Here is a 20,024-nt window from a genome sequence, read left to right as displayed (position 1 = left end):
GGGACACTCATGAAAAAAACACTTATCGCATCGGCTTTATTACTAGCAGCACCAAGCTTTGCAGCCGATTGGCAAACTATTCATACCGAACATTTTAATATTCACTACAGTGTTGAGCATGCTGATTTTGCTAAATCAACTGCAACAGAGCTTGAAATAGTACGCACCAAAGTGCTTGAGCAGCAAAACCGAGCACTTGATAAAACAGTTGATGTAGTGGTGTTTGATCCCCTAAATGCAGCAAACGGCTTTGCGCTACCTACCTCAAGTAACCCTGTAATGGCACTTTTTACAACCCCACCACAATCCGACACAGTTATATCAAACAGCGCTGGCTGGCAGCAGTTGCTTGTGTTGCATGAATATATTCACTTAGTGCACTTAGCACAGCCTACACGCAATCACTGGCAGCAGAAAGTACGTGGTATATGGGATTTATACGACTTAACCTACAGTGATACGCCGCGCTGGGTAGCCGAAGGTTATGCCACATTGATTGAGTCTAAAATGACGGGTCGTGGACGTTTGTTTGATAACTACTCAGAGTCAATACTGCGAGAATTTGCTCAACAGGGCGCACTGCCAACCTATGGGCAGTTAAATGGCGAGCAGGGCTTTATGGGCGGCTCAATGGCGTATTTAATGGGTAGTCGCTTTTTAAATTGGTTAGAGAAAAACTATTCAGAGCAAACACTCGATAGTGTTTGGACGCGAATGCAAGGCGTAAAAACGCGTGATTTTGATGAGGCATTTAGCGGTGTGTTTGGGCAAAGTGCAGCCAAGCTATATCGCCGATTTATAGCTGAATATACCTATAAAGCAATGCAAATAGAGCAAGGGGAGCCGTTACTTAATAGTGAACTTTGGCTTGAGCTTAACTTATATGCAAGTAACCCAGTACTTTCAAAAGATGGTAGTAAAATTGCGATTGTTGAGCGAGATAAAGAGAGTAATACCAAGCTTATAATTTATAGCACTGATGACAACATTAAAGCGCAAGAAGAGTTTACTAAAGCGCAAAAAGAGCTACTCGAAAACGATGCACAAGATATTCCCGATACAGCGCCCAGTGTGTTTAAGCGCGAACAAAAACAAGTGCTTAATCAAATTAACCGAGCCGGTATTGCAAACCCTCAATGGGTAAATAGCACAACGTTATATTTTAATGCGTACAGCAATGAAGAGTCGGGTATTTATAACAAAGTGTCTGACATATTTAGCTATAACACTGACACTGGAAATATTACACAACTTACTGAACTTGCTGGTATACGACGATTTAGCGTAACCAGTAACGGCGAAACCTTGTATGGCGAGCAAATAAGAGATGGCTACTCTGAATTAGTAAAGGTTGATCTCAATACGCAAACCATCACACCATTATTTACAAAAAGCCTTGAGACAACTTACGATTACCCAATTCTCAGTCCTGACGAAACTAAATTAGCTTATTTATCAACGTCATTAAATGAAAATTGGCAATTGTATATACAAGGTATAAGCGGCGAACAACAGCTATCAGTACCTATGCCAAACGGGTATCAATATTTAAGTCAGCCAAGCTTTAGCCATAATGGCGAGTCACTTTACTTTGTTGCAGGTTTAAATAGCGCCACCGATATTTATAACTACAACATAGAGAGTAAAACACTCACCAAGTTAACCCAAGGGCAAGATGCCGTTGCCCACCCAATTGAAATGGCTGATGGCTCGTTACTCTATTTTTCGATAACCGCAGATGGGCCAAATGTAAAAACACTGCCAAAAGCTATAAAAAGCACTGTAGTTACTGAGTTTGCAGCTAACAAAAAAGCACCGCTGCTAATAGTAAACGAACATACACTTCCAAAAGCTAAAATATATACGCACCAAACAACGCAGCAAACAAATTACAACGTGCTCGACCAGCACGTTACTTTTGCACTAGGAACGCAGTATTATTCGGCTTCTACCAGTTTGTTAGATTTAAGCATTAAAAGTAGCGACTTATTAAAGCAACTCGACTTACAAGCGGGATATAGCACTGATTTACACGATGGGGCATTGCACGGTGGTTATGTGCAGGCAAAATATAATGCGCTTGATGTAAAACTGAAACTTGCACTGTTTGACTACAATTTAGATACATCGCGCCAGTATCAGCAAAGTCTAAGTGCAGACATGGATGCCCGTGGTGGTTTTGCCGCAATAAGTTACCCCGTTAAATTTGGACAGTTAAGTTTAACGCCAGAGCTTGCCTACAATTACACTGATTATAAGCAAAGCCATAAAAATTGGACGCGTTTAGGCGTTGCTCAAAATTGGCAATATGATCGTCAAGACTTTGCTATAGGCCAAAGTATTTATGCGAGTTGGTACGATGGCAGTAGTAAGAGCAATAGTTGGCAAGGTTACGATTTAGCCGCCAAAATTTTTGGTAAAGCGTTTGGTATTCCTCTTTATGCAAACTTTGATCAAAAGCAACGTGACGACAGCAGCCTTGCATTAGGTGGCTTTAGCTCAAATCTTATTAATCAGCAGCAAAATAGTGAATATGTACTTTCATCTGAGCTGCCTTTTTACAGCGCAACTGCAAAGCGCTATCAAGGCTACGGTGGCGGCTTTAGCTTTGAAGAAGGCATGCCGTGGCTTTATTATAAGCAACATCAACTCGACGACACCGTATATGCACAAAGTTACGGCTTAAAGTACCAAGGTGATTTTAGTTTTGGAATGGGGCCTGCAGGCGTAAATGATTTAACATTTAATATGGGACTGTCGCGAGTAGAAGGCGACAGTTTTGAAGATGAAATGCGTGCTTGGCTGAGCTTTTATTATTCGTTATAAATATTAACTGGCTAAGTTACTTATCCATCTGCAAGGATAGTAACTTAGCTTGATATACATCGAGTTTTTGATTATCACGTTCTAGTTCAATTGCTTTCTCAAGTAAGGTTTGTGTTTGTTTAATATTACCTTGTTGATAGCGAACTTTTGCGAGTTCCAAGTATAACTCAGCAATGTAAGGCGCTTTAGTAATAGCTTGCTCAAGGTGTGCTTTAGCCTGATGAGCGTGGCCAGCTTGTAAGTCGTTTTTAGCGATTACTAGTAATTCATATGGGTCTTTTTCTTTATTAACTAATTGTGAGGTGAGCTCCTTAACAAGCTCTTTGTCGCCTAATTTTTTAGCTAAAAGCTGATAGTTGCTGATTAAATTAATGCTTATTTCATTATTACTAAGTGCTGTTTGATAGATGTTTTTAGCGCTTTGTAAATCACCAGCCCGACGATGCAAAATGCCCGCTATATTAAATAATTCAGGATCATTGGGAGTGTATTTGTTTGCTTGTAGAATAAGTGAGTAAGCAATATCCAGCTGTTTGTCTGCTAGCGCTGTTGCAGCTAAGTTACTGTAAAACTTAGAAACTAAATCGTTATAGTCTGCGCTGCTTGAATAAAAACTGCGACGAGTAGGGAAGTAATCAATTAAGGTGCCCGCTCTGAAAAACTCAATTATATTATCATCTTTTTTCTCTACTTTTGGAGCATATACTTTTGTTCTAAAGTGATTAGCGACATAAACAACATTATTTTCTTTTGCGTATATGGGCTTACTTGTAACTTCTTGAAAGCTTGTTTCTAACCCAAGAGCTTGTGCGTAGCTTTGCGTTAAAATGGCTAAACTAATGCAATTACCTTGCGAACGCTTTAGGGTTTGAGCTGAAGTAAGTGTATCGCCATGGTATTTAAAGTTAGCTATCTGGCTTTCGAGGTAGTTGTAAATTATGCGGTCATCACGGATTTGGGATAGCTTTTGGTTTTCGGCGTAAGCTAAAAACATTTCTTTTTCAGCATCCGGTAACTCAAAAATACTGTGCTCGGAAGGTGTGTCTAGTTTATTAAACAAAGAATGGTTTAATAGTTGTTCAAGCCCTACTTGTTGTTCTACTTGCTGAACCTTGGTTGTGTTACATCCAACTAAAAATAAAAAGGTAATACTAATAACTATTTTGATAAATATCATAACCCACTCCTTTGTTAATTTTTACATTACAATGTGGTGGGTTTTTAATCAATGTTATAGATGTTTTTTCTAAAAATTTTATAAATGGACTAATGCTAAATTTACGATGTATAAAATTTTGGCTTAAATACTAATGTGACCATAGTTTTATAATGAAACACTAATAAACTATGCCCTCAGCCCTAATACAGAGCTGTAGGCAAAATAACGGTAGTAGCTTTGGGTATGCGCTAAGTAGAGTTTTATTATTCACTTTAAATGACTGTTAAGTAAATGTTATATTCTGAGCTGTTTTAATAAAATAAGTATTTTGACAATGTCATTTAAGCATCAGAAAGTTCCCAAGAGCGTTGTACTTCCAAGCGTCCCCTCCAACGCACCTGGTTTAAGGTATGAAAAGCCAGAACTAGGTAGTAACTATTGGGTTGTTGATGAGTTTTTTAAACATGAAGAAGCAATGGCTATTCGTTCTTCATGTTTAAAAAAAGAGGTTTGGAAGTACGGTAAGCCGTATACCAAAGAACTTTGGCCTGGAATGCGCACTCCTAATGCTCTAAATAGTAAACAGCTTAAAAAAATAGAAAAATATGTTAAGTCAGTTATCAAAAAAAATAAATTATGGGTTGCTGATTCCAATAAGGTTGTAGTTGATACCAATACTGCAATTTTAGTGGGGGCTGAAGAAGGGGCTTCTAGGCCTCATGTAGATAATCGTTATTTATGTAGATACGCTGCTGTTTTGTATTTAAATCCTGATCCAATTACCTCTGCCGGTACCTCTTTTTATCGTTTAAAGTATGCAAATGAAGCGGCAGGAGGAAATATTGTCGATCCTCCTTATGCTAACCTTGTTGATGCACTTAATGTAAGTAGCCTTCCATATAGCGCATGGTATAAAGACATAGATATTGAGAATCGCTTTAATCGTTTAATTATATTTAAAGGTAGTATTGTTCACAGTGCATCTGAGTATTTTGGAGATGATTTAAATACTAAAAGGCTGGCGATAACATTTTTTTGGATGTGCGAAGATTAATTAATAATTCTTTTTAGGCAGAAAAATCTTGTCGATAGTAAGGCAAAAATTTCGTTACTTAGTTGTTCTAAATGAGACGTTTTTAATGCAACTAGCGTTAGGTTTACTCCCTCAAAATGACTAAGTATTATTGCGCACTCTCTTCTATAAATAATATGTAGAGTGCTGTTTTTATAATTTATAAATAGCTTATTATTAAATGAATCATAAGCTATTATTTTTAAACGCTAGGGCATGTTGAACTTTGTGGATTGAAATTTGTTCAATCTAGGGGCGATTAAATCGCGGCGCGAGGTTTGTAACCTAGTGGGCTAAGTAAAAACCGAGCAACAAAGAGTCAATCGTCCCTAGAAAGAACCCAAAGGGCAGCGCATGTTTGGTATTTATGCTGCGTTATCGCCTATTCATGGGGAATAACCACACTACATAGGCTCCGCCTTGCCTAAAAACCAAACATACTGCTGCAAATTCACCCACCAAAGATCAACACGCCCTAGTGACTTGGCGTTTATTTAAACGGTTTTTTTGTGATTGTTTTTTACGTTTTCGGCGAGTAAACCATAAATAAAAACCAGTACCTGCTAGCCACACTGGGCTTAAACCAATTACGCACCACAGTATTTTACTTATTAGCCCTGCAAAGTAGCCAAAATGAAGCTTTCTAAAGCTATCAATTACCTGCCAGCCAACGCCTACTTCGCGAATATCCCAGTTAGCTATGTGCTCGCCTGTTAGCTTGTTATAGCTAACCGTATTGGCATACTCACTAGCAAGTGGGTTGGCGGTATCGACTTCGCCGAATAAAGTAATATTTTCGTCAGGTTCGAGTGGCATAACTAAAAACGTGCCGTTAAAAGTGGGTATTTGCTTTTTACTGTCATCAAGTATGCGTTGAAACGAAATATCGCTACTGTGTAGGTTTTTGGTTAGTACAAAGTGCTCTTCCTCTGCGTGTTCAATAACTTCGTGATACCACACCGCCCAGTTAAAGTAGCCACCTGTGATAGCTAAAATAATAATGATGGGAGATCCTATAACCCCCGTCATTTTATGAATGTCGCTAAGTACAATTTGCAGTGTTGCACGCCAGCGCACACTAAATAGACGCTGCCAAAATTTACGATAAATAATAAGCCCAGTAATACCTAATACCAATAAAAACAGAGCAAAAAAGAAGCCTAGTACAGTGCCTGTTTGCCCTGGCAGGTTTTTAAAGTCGTTCAGTAAAAAAGTGTAATGTAGTTCTAAAAACCAATCGGTAAAATAATGGCTGGTACCAACAGGTTCAGACAAAATGTCACCCGTATACTGGTTTAAATGAAACTTATACCATTGCTCTGTGCCGCGTTTGACTAAGTAAACCCGATCAGCTGTATCATTGTTAAATATTTCCCAACTACCTACTACATATTCAGGGTAAGCATGCTCTGTTTTTGCAATTAACGTGTCGATTGGCATGCGCTCTGGCAGTGCATTTACAACAAAGTGGCTGCTTGGCATAAGTAAGCCATCTATTTCACTTTTAAAAACTAATACGCTCCCTGTAATACTAATAACAATCAATGGAATGATAGCTATTAGAGCGATCCAACTGTGAATTTTAAAAAGAGTTTTTCTCATAGGTAGTTTTATATACAGCAGTTAATGACTTGCGCATGATAACAACTATCATTTTTATTTAACAGTTTGACGGTGAGGCTTTCTATTAAACCGGTAAACCGTGAACTTAATTCTACGGTTTTTGTATACCTAGCTTGCCAGTACCTAAAACAAGAATTTCTTATTTAGTTGAGTTAAATTTACGCGGCTCTACAATGCCGCGCTCATAGTAAAAGCCTTTTAAAACAAATGTTTATTAAATGTTTTTATTTCTGCTTTTAATTAACATTTATGTAACGAGCGAGGTTGCTTTGGCGCATTATTTGCCTATATTGTCTTCATTTATTTTGGTTTTTAGTTTTTTACCATTACTAAACAAAATTCGAAAAAATCGTAGTGTCTCAGGTTTATCACTATTGATGATGACGTTTGGGTTAGCACAAAGCCTTTATTTTATAACCTACAATATTTATTTTGAGCGTTTTTATATTGCGTTACCATTTATTGTAACCGGTGCGTTAAGCGGACTTATTTTGTATTTTTTTGCACGTTATAACGCAGCTAAACGAGAACGGGTACAGTTGTTTACTATGCTAGGTTTTTCGTTACTGCCTTTTTCACTACTTTTGAATTCAAGCCTCGATACTGCAACGGTATTAAGCGCTTTAACGTATGTTGGCCTTGTGATGAGTTCGGTACGTGTTATGCCGCAAACTTATAAAACATTGCGTACGGGTAATGTAAGTAATTTAAGCGCGCGCTACTTTAGCTTGCAGTTTATTGCTGGTATTTGCGGCTTAGTTGTTGAGCTTACAACAGCGGCTCCAAGCACAGCGCACTTACTTATGTTTATTATGCTGTTGCTTACCAATGCTGTGCAATTTGGTTGTATGCAATATTATAGAATGCGGCCTGTAATGGCTTAAAAACAAGCTACTTAAGTTCCTATTTAGCCTAATTTATGGCAAATTACTTTATCTAATAAAAGGATAAAGTATGAATTGGAATCAGTTTGGCTATATTTGCCGTGTTAATAGCTCTAAAACACTAAGTACAGAGCAAAAAGATGAGCTGAGTACACAGCCCCATTTAAATATGTATGCCAATAGCGGGTCGCATAGTAAATTAGCGCATAATCTGGTGACGCAAATTGCATCTCAAGATGAGGCAACATCGCAAAAGCAAGCTACGTATTATCAATGTTTACCGGAATTAGTTAACGAATTTAAGTTTGAGCACAAGGGCTGGCTTAGTTACTTAACCATTGTATTTGTTATTTATGTTTTATCCTCTTTGTTGTATCAGTCTTTTGTTGTGCCTACTTTTGTTGAGATATATAGCAAGCATACTGTTTCTTTAAATCATGTATTTGATGATTATTTTACGTACTGGTATGTGCCAATTATTTTACTCGTTTTATTGCTGAGTGTTATTTTTACCGTTATTTTAAAGCTAAAAAATGTAAGTGCTCTCACAGAGCTAAAGCCTTTTTCGGGTTTATTTAAATTTCTTATTCCTCGTCAATTAATTAATGAGCATAACTCTTTAATTACCACGCTATTATTTCCAAGTAATCATAAAAAGGGTGTTAAAGCCTCTACACCTCAAACCCAGCACTTAGCTCAATGCGAGCTGCTAGGTTTAGAAACCCAAGAAGAATTTAAAGCGTTATTAAAGCAGCAGCTAAAGTTACTTAATACACATATTAAAAGCTTTATAAATAAGCTCGTTATTGTTTATGGTTTGGTCATTGTTGTGTCTATTTGCTTATTTGTGAAAGCGGCTTATCAACCACTATTTATGCTAGGAGAAGTGCTATGAGAACAAAAGGATTTACGTTAATAGAGTTGATGGTGGTGGTGTCCATTATTGGTATTTTAGCTGCGGTTGCGCTACCTCAATACAGTAAGTATATACAACGAGCAGAACTTGTTGACCCACTTGCAATGGCAGCTGCCATTAGAGAAGACGTTACGGTTTATTATCTTGAAAACAGGCGTTTTCCAGCAAGTAATGAACAAGCAGGTGTGCCTGCAAGTAAATTTTTGATTGGCAATCGAGTAACAGGTATTACAGTTGATAATGGTGCTATTCATATTAGCTTGGGTAATAAAGCTTCACAGCTTTTGCAAAATACAGTTTTAACATTCAGACCCGCAGTTGTAACGGGAAGCCCTACAAGCCCGATTGCGTGGTTATGTGGGTTTGACGAACCGGTAACTGGCATGCAAGCGGTTGGCGAAAATAAAACAACAGTACCAAAAGAAATTTTACCTTCAGCGTGTATATAAAATAGTTTAGGGGATTAAAGTGCAATTAGCTATTCATCAAATTGATGCGTTTACGAATGAGTTATTTAAAGGTAATTATGCGGCAGTGATCCCACTAGAATCGTGGTTAAGTGACGATTTAATGCTAAAGATTGGCGCTGAGAATAACGTATCTGAAACTGCTTTTACCTGCCTGCAAGACGATGGAAGTTTTGTTATTCGTTGGTTTTCGCCGTTAATGGAAATCGATTTTTGTGGTCACGCCACACTTGCGGCTGCCTATGTTTTATGTGAAGAGCATAACATATCGCAAATTCGCTTTATTGCTGATGCGGTGGGCGAGCTAATCGTTAATAAAAACGCTGATGGTAGCTTTGCAATGACCTTTCCAAAACAAGCACCGGTTGAAGTGCAAAATGTGCCTCAGCAACTGCTTGACGGCCTGTCTATACAACCGAGTAAAGTGCTTAAAAATGGCCAAGCCTACTTTGTTATTTATGAAAACGCCGATCAAATACTTGAATTAAAAACTAGCTCAGAGCTTTTAAAAACGCTTTATCCACTTGATGTAGTGGCCACTGCTGCAAGTGCTGAATATGATTTTATATCTCGTTATTTTTGGCCTGCAAGCGGTGGCGACGAAGATTATGTAACAGGCTCTATTCATACTGGTTTGGCACCTTACTGGGCGCAGCAATTGGGTAAAACTACGTTAAGCGCTTATCAGGCTTCAAGCAGAGGCGGATATTTACTATGTGAAGTGGGTGATACAACCGTCACCTTAACGGGGCATGCTGTAAGGTATTTAAAAGGCACTATTTATATTTGATCTGTGAATTAAGTTATAAAAAAGGCCACGTTAAACGTGGCCTTGGTTTACTCAATTTTTAGAGATATTTTACGCTTCTAGTGCTTTTGCAATTAAGCGATCAATATATTTTTTATGCGCTTTAGTTGCTGTATCTGCACCCCAAGCAGTGCTGGTATCGGCTATTTGAGTTAGCTGATATAACGCAGCTGTTTTAGCTAAGTTATCGTACTTACTTGCTTTGCCAAGACCTGCAATTGCGATTAGCTGATTAACATACTCAATTTGTAAGTTGTGACTAATAGAATTTGCGTCTTTGCTTTTCACAAAAATATTAGCGGTTAAATCTTGCATAAACTGAGTTAGGCTATATTCATTGCCGTACAAAGCAGTATCAGAAATACGCAGTAATACGGCTGGGTGTAATAGCTGCGCAAGTACAGATTTTTGCATACCTAAAATCATTTTGTGTGCTTTAGGGTCTTCATTTTTACCAAAGTGATTAAAGCCACGACGTTGCAGTTGCAAGTAGCTATATAGAGGTTGCATGTTTTGTAGTACGTCTGGTGCAAATACAAACTTGGCTAATATATCCATCGCTTGTGTTTGACGTTCAAGAGATACCGGTGTAAATGGTTTATCTGCGTTTGCATCACCCACTACAGCACGCTCAACGTACACACCACCAATTTGGCGAGAAACAACACCTGCTTGAGCTCGGTATTGACCAAATAAGCTATTAGCAGAGGTAACAAGCTGTTGGTAAGACTCACCTTTAACCGTTGCTTTATCTTTTAGCTCAGTAAATAATTTATTAATTAACGCCATACGATCTGCGCCATAGGCCGCAGGATTTGACGACAAATCACCAATCATGACACGTGGATCGATATGGCGACCTGGTGCGCGCATATCGTCTGCATCGTTACCAAAGGCAAGGGCATGTTCACTTGAACGAGCAAGTATTTTTTCAAGTCTAGCTTGCTCAGCAGCTTCATCTGCAAGTGCTACGCTGTAGCCATAGTTAATAGCCCAATCATCATAAGGGCCTGGTTTTGTTTGAAAAATATCACCTTGCTGCATACCAATTGGGGCAATGTTAGCTGGTGCATAATCCATAACAGAACCGGTTACTATGCCTTGGGTTTTATTTTTATCGTGTACTTCTTTTTCATCCCACAAAATAGATGATTTCATATTGTGGTTAAGGCCTAAAGTATGGCCAACTTCGTGAAGTACTAATTGGGTTAAACCTTGGCGAAGCATTTCTTTATCTTCAATTTTGTCGCCGCTAGCAAGACCTTTGGCAAGCATTAGGTTTTGTTGAATTTCATGCCCTAATGAGCAATTTAACTCGCCGGTATTTGTTGTTTCACCGTGGCTCATTGTTCCTTGCGTGAAAAGTGTGTCGTAAATCCAGCGGTTTTTCATAAATACAAACTCAAGCATAATGTCTGAGCCCAGTATTTCGCCTGTTAATGGGTTAGCAAGTGCTGGTCCGTATCCGCCAAATGGAGGCTTAGGTGACGAAGTCCAACGCAGTACGTTGTAATTAATATCGCCCGCATCCCAGTCTGCATCATCTGGTTGTACTTTTACCTCTAAGGCATTTTTAAAACCGGCTTTTTCAAAAGAAGTATTCCACGTTAAAACAGCGTCACGAATAGTGTCGCGCCATTGGATAGGTGTGGTGTTTTCTATCCACCAAGTAATTGGTTTTACTGGCTCTGAAAGTGCTGCACTAGGGTCTTTCTTTTGTAGATCCCAACGTTTTATAACATCTTCATAAGGTGCCCAATCGGCAGATGTCATTTGATCAAATTGATTTGTAAAATAACCAATGCGCGCATCATCCATACGAGGTGCATAGTTGTTGCTAGGTAGAGCAACAAACGAGTGTTGTACTTTTACCGATATACTACGCGGGTCGCTTACTGCATTTGAGCCGCGTACCGTTGGGCTTGGGTTAGTAAATACGTAATCAACAACCACGTCTAAGTTATTAGGGTATGGACGCTGTTTAATAATGCGTGATTTTTTATCGTCTAATTTGCCTACTTTAAAGCGCTTTTTAGCGTTTTTATCAGCTGGATTTGGCGTAGGTGATACTTTATGAAGTGATTCGCTTAAAAATAACTTATTTACGTTGAATGCTATTTTACCGTTTTCTTCTTTTTCTATTTTAATGCTCGCAAGTACCGCTTCACTAATATTGGCATCACTCGCTTTTGAAATTGCACTGTTTTCGTCAAATTTGTAGCGAGGTGTTTTGCTAATGATATCGATACGATCAAAGTATTTTCTAAATTCAATTAACTTAGTTTCACGGTACGAACCACGATAATGGCCTGCATCTGTAACGCCATCGACAGTGTGCGCAAAATATACAAACGGCGTATTAAGTTGGGACTCGTTAATCACCATAAGGTGCTTACCGGTTTTTTCGTCTTGATAAAGGCTAAATATACCGGCAAATTCGGTTTGTCCTTTGATCATTTCGCTAAGTGTTTTTGGCTCTTTTTCGTCTTTTTTATCGGCTGCAAATGCATGGCTGCCAAACGCTAAGCTAAGCGCAAGGGTGATGGTCGTTAATTTCATTTTGAGACTTTTAATATTTGTTAATTTAATTGGACTGTACGTAAATTAATTTAATTTCGCACATCTTCGCGACGAAATTTAAGTGTACAACGCTAATCAACTGATATTAATAAACAAAAGTTTGTAACAAAATATAACGAATGAGGTGAGCTGCATGCAAAGTTATTTTTATAGCCCTAAATAGCAGTGGTTTATATGTATTTGCAACAGTTGCTTACAAATGTCACCTTAATGTTTCATGTGGCTCTGGTATTATGACGTTAATAGAATTTTGGGGATAATAGGATATGCAAACAAATTCACTTAGATGGGTTTTTCCATTTGTAGCGCTAATTGTTGGTGTTGTTGGCTTTATGGGAATAAATGCCATTGCACAAGAGCCAGAAAAAAAAGAAGTAATTGATACTCGTCCAACAGTGCAAGTTGAGCCAGTGGCTGCAAACGATCATCAAGTTATTATTAATAGCTACGGTGAAGTAAAGCCTCTTGAAAGTACACAGCTTTCGGCGCAGGTGTCGGGTGAAGTGTTAAGTTGGCATCCTAATTTTGTAGCCGGCGGCATCGTTGCTCGCGGTGAAACGTTATTTACTATCGAAAAAGACAACTACGAAGCAGCAGTACTTGTTGCAGAGGCAGAAATTGCTCGTGCACAAGCAGGCTTAATTGAAGAGCAGGCCCAAGCTCAAGTAGCCGCAGATGAAGCAAAGCGTTTTCCAAGTAAAGCGCGTACCGACTTATTTTTACGTAAGCCTCAAGTGTTAAGTGCGCAGGCATCTGTAAAGTCGGCGCAAGCTGCATTAAAACGTGCACAACGTGACTTAGATAATTGTGAAGTTACAGCCCCTTACGATGCATTGGTTATTAGCCGAAATGTAGGTGTTGGTCAATTTGTCACTATGGGTTCGCAAGTTGCTGAGCTCAATAATATTGAAACTGCTGAAGTGATTATTCCTATCGCAGGGTTCGATAGCGTTTTTTTGCCAGAGCGTATTAAAGGCATTACCGCGACGATTATTCAAAAGGGCCTAAACAGCTTCACCCGTGAAGGTGTAATTGACCGCGACCTAGGGATTGTTGATAACGCTACGCGTATGAGTAGTCTAGTAGTGCGTATAGAAGACCCATACGGTCTTAAAAACATACAACCAGCCATTAAGTTTGGCAGCTACGTACAGGTGAATTTTGCAGGTGCAATGCTTAATAATATTTACCGTTTACCGCAAGCTTTAGTTAACAATCAAACTGTGTGGGTAGTAAACGAAAATCAAGAACTAGAGCCTCGCAAAGTAACGGTTATTCGTGAAGAGGGTGAGTATTTTTATATTAGCAGTGGTTTAAATGCCGATGACAAACTCGTTATTACTTTACCTGAATACCCGCAAAAAGGAATGCAGGTTAAAATTGCAGGTGTCGCTGCAAAACCTGAAAGCTCAGAAACGAGCACTTCAAACACGCAACAGCTGTAGGGTGTAATAGTTATGAGCGAGTCAATACAACAAAAACAAACAGGGCTAATTGCCTACTTTGCTAATAATTCAGTAGCCGCTAATTTAATGATGTTTTTTATCATTATTATGGGGGCTATAAGTTACTTTACGATTCAGCGTCAAATGTTTCCTAATGTAGAGATTAACTACATTAATATTGAGGCTAATTACCCAGGTGCCTCTCCTCAGGAAATAGAAGAAAGTATTCTTATAAAAGTTGAAGAGTCACTTAAAGATATAACCGAAATTAAAAAAGGCGTGTATCGCGCATTTAGAAATGGCGGTACAGCCAGCCTGGAAATAAACACCGATGCAAAACTTACCGATGTGCTTGATAAAGTAAAGTTGCGTGTTGATGGTATTGCGACTTTTCCGGCGGGTATGGAACCGGTCACCATAAGTCAGGTTGAGTTTAGGCAAGACGTAATAGGTATGACGCTCGTTGCTGACTTACCACTTACAGAGCTTAAGCCTATAGCAAACCAAATAGAGGATGAGTTACTACAGTTATCTAACGTGTCGTTAGTGGTAAACGATGTTCCTCTTGATGAAATAGCAATTGAAATAGAGCCCGATACGCTGCGCCAATATAATCTAACCCTTAGTGATGTGATGAATGCGGTACGCCGTTACTCAGCTAACTTTTCGGCGGGGCAGCTAAAAACAGACGCAGGTGTTATTTCTGTTCGCGTCGAGAATCAGTTTTACTCGGGTGAAGAGTTTAGGCAAATTCCGGTAAAAATTGGCGAGTATGGCGCTAAAGTTTTACTGCAAGATATTGCAGTTATTAAAGATCAATTTACCGAAGGTGAGCGCTACTTTAAGTTTAATGGCGAAAACGCGGTGTATTTATCGGTAAAAGCAACGCAAGAGCAAAACATGATTCCCGTTGCGGATTCGGTTAAAGCGTTTATTGATCAAAAAAATAAGCAGCTACCGCCAGGTATTCGATTAGAGCCATTAATGGATATGACCTACTACCTAAATGCTCGCCTTGATATGATGAAAGCTAACCTGTTTCAAGGTGCCATTTTGGTGGCAATTATGTTGTCGTTATTCTTGCGTTTTAAACTAGCGCTTTGGGTAATGATTGGCTTACCTGTTTGCTTTTTAGGGGCCATGATGATGATGCCACTATTTGGCATTAGCATTAATATTATTTCGTTATTCGCTTTTATAATGGTGCTCGGCATAGTGGTGGATGATGCCATAGTGATAGGGGAAGCTGCCTACACCGAAGTTGAAAAAAGCGGCGGTGGTGTAGAAAATGTTGTGCGTGGCGCTAACCGAGTCGCGACCCCAGCAACCTTTGGTGTGTTAACAACGATTGCTGTATTTGCACCATTCACAATGTCGAGCGGGCCAGAAAGTGCCTTCTTTTATGGTATAGCCGTTGTAGTAATGCTGTGTTTAGCATTTAGTTTGATTGAATCAAAGCTGATACTGCCAGCTCACATTGCTCATACGCACTTTTCGCCGATTAAAAAAGGTGGTTGGCGCGATCGCTTCAATACACGCTTTTTTGGTTTCGTAAATGGCCCATATAAACGTTTTATTGCTAAGTGTGTTGATTGGCGCTGGACTGTTTTGTTTGCTTTTATTGCAATGTTTATAATTAGTATTGCACTTATTACGTCTAATAAAGTACGTACAGTTCCAACTCCTAAAGTGCCGCACGACTTTCCACAAATTCAAGTAGAAATGAACGACAACGTTTCTGACTTACAAACCATTGCTGCTATTCGTGAAATAGAAGCTATGGTACTTAGAGTCGATGAAGAGACTGAACGTGAATTTGGTCAAAAAATTATTCGTGATGTATTGGTATTTAATCAAGGCAGAACCGAGTCGCAGTTACTAGCTCCATTAGTTGACGAAGATTCACGTCCATACAATGCATTTGAGCTTTCTCGCCGGTGGCGTGAGGCTATGCCGACTATTGCTGGTATTAAGTCGTTAACTATTCAAGACGATGTTGGTGGCGGTGGTAATGGCGGCGGCGAGTTTGGCTATTTACTGTATGGCTCAGACATAGATACTTTAAATCAAGCGGGTCGTCGTTTTATTCAATTACTTCAACAGCAAAAAGGGTTGTTTGATATTAGCTCAACCATAGATCCTGCGAGCAAAGAAGTGCAAATGAGCCTTAAACCCGTTGCTTACGATTTAGGCTTAGATTTAGCCGGCATTGCAAATCAAGTGGGTGCTAGTTTTTATGGTGGCGAAGCACAGCGTGTAATCCGAAACGGCGAAGAAGTACGCGTAATGGTACGTTACCCTAAGCTGACTCGTGAGGCATTTTCATCGCTTAAACACACCGTTGTTACTACCCCACAAGGGCGAGAAGTACTTCTTGGTGATGTAGTAGAGCTAACAGAAACGCCAGGTATTAGCTATATACGCCGCGAAGGTGGTTACCGTACCGTGTATGTTTATGGCAATATTGATGAAGAGCAAATTGAGCCAGGCGAAGTGGTTAAGCAAGTGAAAGAAAATCTACTGCCACAGCTAATAGAAGAATTCCCAAGTGTTAAATCAGAGCTTGGTGGCGCAATAGAAGAGCAGCAAGCTCAAGCTAATGAGCAAATAATGTTTTTTATTGGCGGAATGATTTTAGTATACATACTGCTAGCTGTGCCGCTTAAAAGCTATTCACAACCGCTTATTGTAATGTCGGTTATTCCGTTTAGTTTAACCGGGGCTATTTGGGGTCATTACTGGTTTGATTTAGATATGAGCTTAATGTCGGGATTTGGCTTAATTGCCGCAGCAGGTGTTGTTATAAATGATTCACTTGTAATGACCGATTACGTTAACCAAGTTCGCCGCGAAGGTGTTAGCGTTAAAAATGCAGTAATAGAAGCCGGTTGTGCCCGCTTTAGAGCAATACTATTAACGTCTATAACAACCTTTGCTGGTGTATTACCTATTATGTTTGAAACAAGCCTGCAGGCTAAGTTTGTAATACCTATGGCAGTAGCACTTGGCTTTGCTGTTATGTTTGCAACGTTAATAACGCTTATATTAGTGCCGTGTTTATATATTATTCTAGGTGATATTGGTGCGTTATTTAAGCGCCCTTTTAAAAGCCGAGCTGCTAAAGTCTCGTAAATATAAAGCATCAAAAAAGCACTGACCGTTATTAACGCTCAGTGCTTTTTATTATCTATTTATTGTTGTTAAACTGGCTACAACAATAATTAATCTTTAAATTGCTTATGGCAATCTTTACAGCCTTTAGCCCATGCGCCAAAAGCTTTACCAATTACGGCTTTATCGCCCGATTGAGCAGCTAACGCTAGCTTATCTGCATTTGCTGCAAAAGCATTCGCTTTTTCAACAAAGGTTGCATTTTCGGCCCAAACAGCAGCAAGTGCAGCTGTGTCGCCTTTATCTGTCCCTTCGTAAAACGCTTCCCATGGCATTTTTGAAAGTGTAGCAGCGTTGTTAGCACGCATTTTAAATTGCTCTGCGTCAAAAGGTACTTTACCTTTTAGCATTGCGCCCATGTCACCAATTTGTACTGAGATCATTGAAAACGCTGCTTGGCGGTATTCAATCGCGTCACTTGGTTCTTTAAATGCAGAATTTGCCGATACGCTAAGTGCACATGTAGCTAATGCTATACCTGCTAATACTTTTTTCAATTTCATGTTTGCCCCTTTTAAAGTAATTGTTAATCCTGTTCTATATTAGCTTCTTTGAATGTTCAAGTTAATATATGTGCTTAATCATTGTTTCTTTAACTAAGCATACAACGATTACCCTATCGTTACATCTATTGTCTTTATTGTTAATGACTGTAAACACCTCGTTGTTATTTTGATTCCTGTTGTGTAACTTCCCCCCCCATCATAAAAATAACTAACAAAGAGAGTTTATGAAAAATAATATTTTTAAAATGTCAGCATTGTCTGCTGCAATAGTGGTTTCACTTTCTGGTTGTGGAAGTAGTGATGACGATAATAAAAGCAGCGTACCATTAGTTACTGACGTAGCGCCTAAAGCGAGTGATGTTGTTGTTGCAGATTTAAAACAATGGATCCCTGTTACTGCAGAATTTAAAGCCAGCGATAACGATGGTGATGCACTTACATTTAGCTTCACTGAAAATGGTGAAGCAGTGGTTGCAGAAGATGGCGTATTCACATTTAGTCACGGCACTCTAACTGTAGAGGGAACATCATTTACTTATGTTCCAATGTCGGATGATGATGCAGTTATTGATTACACTGTAAACGCAAATGGTAAAGCGGCTTCTGCGCAAATAAACATTTCAGGAGTTGTTGGTGACCCATTAGCAAATCAACAATGGCACCTAAATAATACAGGCCAAAAAGCATACTCATTAAGTGATGAAATGAAGCAGGGCTTAGTTAATTTATACGTAAGCCTATTCGGTGATACCGAAGAGGAAGCGCAAGCAAGTGTTGATGCTAGTTTTGCTAATGCAGAAGCTACAGGGTTGGTTGCTGGTGAAGATATGAATGTAACAGCCGCTTATGCTCAAGGCGTTACAGGAGCTGGTGTAACTGCTGTTGTTGTTGACTCGGGTATGGAAATTCGCCACGAAGATTTAGTAGATAACGTATTACCAAATCGTTCTTTAAACCTTAACGCTGAAGCGCTAGATCGTACAGACCCTACAAGTACATCAAACAGTGGTGACCACGGAACAAGTGTTGCCGGCTTAATTGCAGCAAAAGGTTGGAATGGCAAAGGCGGCCGTGGTGTTGCACCTGATGCTGGCTTAATCGGTATGAACTACCTTGGTGGAGATAAAGTAGCACAAACTGATTTACTTGCTCATGGCTTCCCTGGTAGTGGTATTAGTACGTCTGAAAATATTTCAGCCTTTAACCGTAGTTACGGTATTACGTTCCCTGCATTCTTTGGCTATTCAGAACTAGATGAAGCAATTGAATCCTACCCTAACCTTAACCTTCGTGATGGTAAAGGTGCGCTAAACATGAAATCTAGTGGTAACTCATTCATTGATGGCGACAGAGAAGGCTCGTTTTGTGCTGATAATGGTGCAAATGACTTAGGTTTAACTTGTTACAATGGCGCTTTTGAGCCAAGCCAAGGGCATCCTTATTACTTGAGTGTTGCTGCAGTAAATGCGAACGGGAAGCATACTAGCTATTCTACAGCGGGTGCTAACGTAATGGTGTCGGCTCCAGCGGGTGAGTATGGTCGTTTTGCACCTGCAATGGTAACAACAGATCAAATGACGTGTATTAATGGTTATTCAGGTTTCAATGGTGGTTCTATTGCAGCATGGGCTGAAGCTTACGGTGAAGAGTTTGCTGCAAGTCAATATCCATTTAACTACCCAGGCCATGCAGACAATGCAAGCTGTAACTATACTTCAACGTTTAATGGCACATCATCTGCTGCGCCAAATGCATCGGGTGTGGTATCGTTAATTCTTTCGGCTAATCCAGATTTAACATGGCGTGACGTTCGCCATATCCTTGCATCAACTAGCACTTTAATTGATGCAGATAATGCTGCTGTTAAATTAACAGTTGGTGAAGGCGAATTTGTTGCACACGACGGTTGGATTGAAAACTCTGCCGGTTATAACTTCAATAACTTATATGGTTTTGGTCGTGCTGATGCTGGAGCTGCGGTTTCTATGGCGAAGGCTTACGATGTTGCTTTAGGTGAACAAGTTATTACTCAGTGGAGCGGTGTTGGTTCAGTAATTGCTGAAGACGCACTTGCACTAGAAATTCCAGATAACAATGCAACGGGTCTTACACAAGAAATTGAAGTGACTGAAGAGCTAAGCATTGAAGCAATGCAGTTTAAGTTAGATGTAAGTAATGCTGAGATGGGCTTTGGCTTAAGCGATGGTACACAAACTTCAGCCGGAACAGATTTAGCTATAGAAGTTACATCGCCAGCGGGTACACGTAGTGTATTACTGTCCTCTAAACAAGCGATGCTATACCCAGCATACGATACTTCAACTGGGTTCAGTAGTGGGTATGTTTTAAAAGATGCTGTAATGCTTTCAAATGCGTTTTATGGTGAGTCGACTAAAGGTACTTGGACGGTTCGTTTACTAGATACAAGTGCAAATAGTTATACATTTAGTGATGCTCCGGATAATATTTTTGGTGGCGTAATCACGGGTATTACTAACAATAGCTCAGCGAGTATTTTAGAGGGTGTGTCTTTACGCGCATTCGGTCACGCAGGTCAAGAGTAAGGA

Annotated in this window: 13 protein-coding genes; 9 read left to right on the top strand and 4 right to left on the bottom strand. The window is 39.5% G+C overall.

The window, feature by feature from the left end; translation table 11 throughout:
• The first annotated feature begins 9 nt into the window (after positions 1 to 9).
• The gene (locus I6F54_RS13390; protein WP_197141745.1) at positions 10 to 2,826 is read left to right on the top strand and encodes a TolB family protein; all 2,817 of its coding nucleotides are present in this window, start codon (positions 10 to 12) and stop codon (positions 2,824 to 2,826) included.
• A 16-nt stretch (positions 2,827 to 2,842) separates the two neighbouring features.
• Here I6F54_RS13390 and I6F54_RS13385 read toward each other — a convergent pair whose 3' ends face one another.
• Entirely contained in the window at positions 2,843 to 4,003 is a 1,161-nt protein-coding gene (locus I6F54_RS13385; protein WP_197141743.1) for a tetratricopeptide repeat protein, read from the bottom strand.
• Between the two features lie 316 nt (positions 4,004 to 4,319).
• On the opposite strand from I6F54_RS13385, the gene I6F54_RS13380 reads away from it, so the two are divergent.
• Entirely contained in the window at positions 4,320 to 5,039 is a 720-nt protein-coding gene (locus I6F54_RS13380) for a DUF6445 family protein (protein WP_197141740.1), read from the top strand.
• Between the two features lie 483 nt (positions 5,040 to 5,522).
• Here the strand turns inward: I6F54_RS13380 and I6F54_RS13375 are convergent, their stop codons facing one another.
• A complete protein-coding gene (locus I6F54_RS13375; protein ID WP_197119551.1) occupies positions 5,523 to 6,659 on the bottom strand; it encodes a PepSY-associated TM helix domain-containing protein in 1,137 nt (378 codons plus the stop codon).
• A 290-nt stretch (positions 6,660 to 6,949) separates the two neighbouring features.
• Between I6F54_RS13375 and I6F54_RS13370 the strand changes: the two genes are divergently transcribed.
• The 4 genes from I6F54_RS13370 to I6F54_RS13355 all read left to right on the top strand — a co-directional run bounded on the left by I6F54_RS13370 (position 6,950) and on the right by I6F54_RS13355 (position 9,737).
• On the top strand, positions 6,950 to 7,564 hold the full coding sequence (locus tag I6F54_RS13370) for a PQ-loop repeat-containing protein (protein WP_033012533.1): 615 nt from the start codon (positions 6,950 to 6,952) through the stop codon (positions 7,562 to 7,564).
• Between the two features lie 70 nt (positions 7,565 to 7,634).
• Positions 7,635 to 8,459 carry a hypothetical protein gene (locus tag I6F54_RS13365; protein WP_166419528.1) on the top strand — a complete coding sequence of 275 codons (825 nt, stop codon included), beginning with the start codon at positions 7,635 to 7,637 and terminating at the stop codon, positions 8,457 to 8,459.
• Entirely contained in the window at positions 8,456 to 8,929 is a 474-nt protein-coding gene (locus tag I6F54_RS13360) for a pilin (protein WP_010554538.1), read from the top strand. Before I6F54_RS13365 ends, I6F54_RS13360 begins: the two co-directional genes overlap by 4 nt.
• A gap of 19 nt (positions 8,930 to 8,948) precedes the next feature.
• Positions 8,949 to 9,737, top strand: a complete 789-nt coding sequence (locus I6F54_RS13355) for a PhzF family phenazine biosynthesis protein (protein ID WP_197141738.1) — start codon at positions 8,949 to 8,951, stop codon at positions 9,735 to 9,737.
• 69 nt (positions 9,738 to 9,806) lie between these two features.
• On the opposite strand, the gene I6F54_RS13350 is transcribed toward I6F54_RS13355, so the two are convergent.
• Positions 9,807 to 12,314 (bottom strand): zinc-dependent metalloprotease, encoded by a 2,508-nt coding sequence (locus I6F54_RS13350; protein ID WP_197141736.1) that lies wholly within the window; start codon positions 12,312 to 12,314, stop codon positions 9,807 to 9,809.
• Between the two features lie 287 nt (positions 12,315 to 12,601).
• On the opposite strand from I6F54_RS13350, the gene I6F54_RS13345 reads away from it, so the two are divergent.
• Together I6F54_RS13345 and I6F54_RS13340 are read left to right on the top strand one after the other, a co-directional pair.
• Positions 12,602 to 13,780, top strand: coding sequence for an efflux RND transporter periplasmic adaptor subunit (locus I6F54_RS13345; RefSeq protein ID WP_007580481.1), 1,179 nt, complete (start codon positions 12,602 to 12,604; stop codon positions 13,778 to 13,780).
• Positions 13,781 to 13,792: 12 nt separating this feature from the next.
• Positions 13,793 to 16,912 carry an efflux RND transporter permease subunit gene (locus tag I6F54_RS13340; RefSeq protein WP_197141734.1) on the top strand — a complete coding sequence of 1,040 codons (3,120 nt, stop codon included), beginning with the start codon at positions 13,793 to 13,795 and terminating at the stop codon, positions 16,910 to 16,912.
• An 89-nt stretch (positions 16,913 to 17,001) separates the two neighbouring features.
• On the opposite strand, the gene I6F54_RS13335 is transcribed toward I6F54_RS13340, so the two are convergent.
• Positions 17,002 to 17,454, bottom strand: coding sequence for a c-type cytochrome (locus tag I6F54_RS13335; RefSeq protein WP_197119554.1), 453 nt, complete (start codon positions 17,452 to 17,454; stop codon positions 17,002 to 17,004).
• 227 nt (positions 17,455 to 17,681) lie between these two features.
• Between I6F54_RS13335 and I6F54_RS13330 the strand changes: the two genes are divergently transcribed.
• Positions 17,682 to 20,021, top strand: a complete 2,340-nt coding sequence (locus tag I6F54_RS13330; protein WP_197141732.1) for a S8 family serine peptidase — start codon at positions 17,682 to 17,684, stop codon at positions 20,019 to 20,021.
• Positions 20,022 to 20,024 lie beyond the last annotated feature (3 nt).

Source organism: Pseudoalteromonas sp. SWXJZ10B (genome assembly GCF_015864475.1).
Taxonomy (GTDB): Bacteria; Pseudomonadota; Gammaproteobacteria; order Enterobacterales; family Alteromonadaceae; genus Pseudoalteromonas; species Pseudoalteromonas arctica.
The sequence above is the reverse complement of the archived record's forward strand: the minus strand, read 5'-3'. Positions and strand labels throughout refer to the sequence as shown.

What these genes read in the sequence shown, in the direction of transcription:
- I6F54_RS13340 (WP_197141734.1), top strand. Translation starts at nt 13,793, where the DNA reads ATGAGCGAGTCAATACAACAAAAACAAACAGGGCTAATTGCCTACTTT.
- I6F54_RS13360 (WP_010554538.1), top strand. Translation starts at nt 8,456, where the DNA reads ATGAGAACAAAAGGATTTACGTTAATAGAGTTGATGGTGGTGGTGTCC.
- I6F54_RS13365 (WP_166419528.1), top strand. Translation starts at nt 7,635, where the DNA reads ATGAATTGGAATCAGTTTGGCTATATTTGCCGTGTTAATAGCTCTAAA.
- I6F54_RS13345 (WP_007580481.1), top strand. Translation starts at nt 12,602, where the DNA reads ATGCAAACAAATTCACTTAGATGGGTTTTTCCATTTGTAGCGCTAATT.
- I6F54_RS13330 (WP_197141732.1), top strand. Translation starts at nt 17,682, where the DNA reads ATGAAAAATAATATTTTTAAAATGTCAGCATTGTCTGCTGCAATAGTG.
- I6F54_RS13350 (WP_197141736.1), bottom strand. Translation starts at nt 12,314, where the DNA reads ATGAAATTAACGACCATCACCCTTGCGCTTAGCTTAGCGTTTGGCAGC.
- I6F54_RS13390 (WP_197141745.1), top strand. Translation starts at nt 10, where the DNA reads ATGAAAAAAACACTTATCGCATCGGCTTTATTACTAGCAGCACCAAGC.
- I6F54_RS13385 (WP_197141743.1), bottom strand. Translation starts at nt 4,003, where the DNA reads ATGATATTTATCAAAATAGTTATTAGTATTACCTTTTTATTTTTAGTT.
- I6F54_RS13335 (WP_197119554.1), bottom strand. Translation starts at nt 17,454, where the DNA reads ATGAAATTGAAAAAAGTATTAGCAGGTATAGCATTAGCTACATGTGCA.
- I6F54_RS13380 (WP_197141740.1), top strand. Translation starts at nt 4,320, where the DNA reads ATGTCATTTAAGCATCAGAAAGTTCCCAAGAGCGTTGTACTTCCAAGC.
- I6F54_RS13375 (WP_197119551.1), bottom strand. Translation starts at nt 6,659, where the DNA reads ATGAGAAAAACTCTTTTTAAAATTCACAGTTGGATCGCTCTAATAGCT.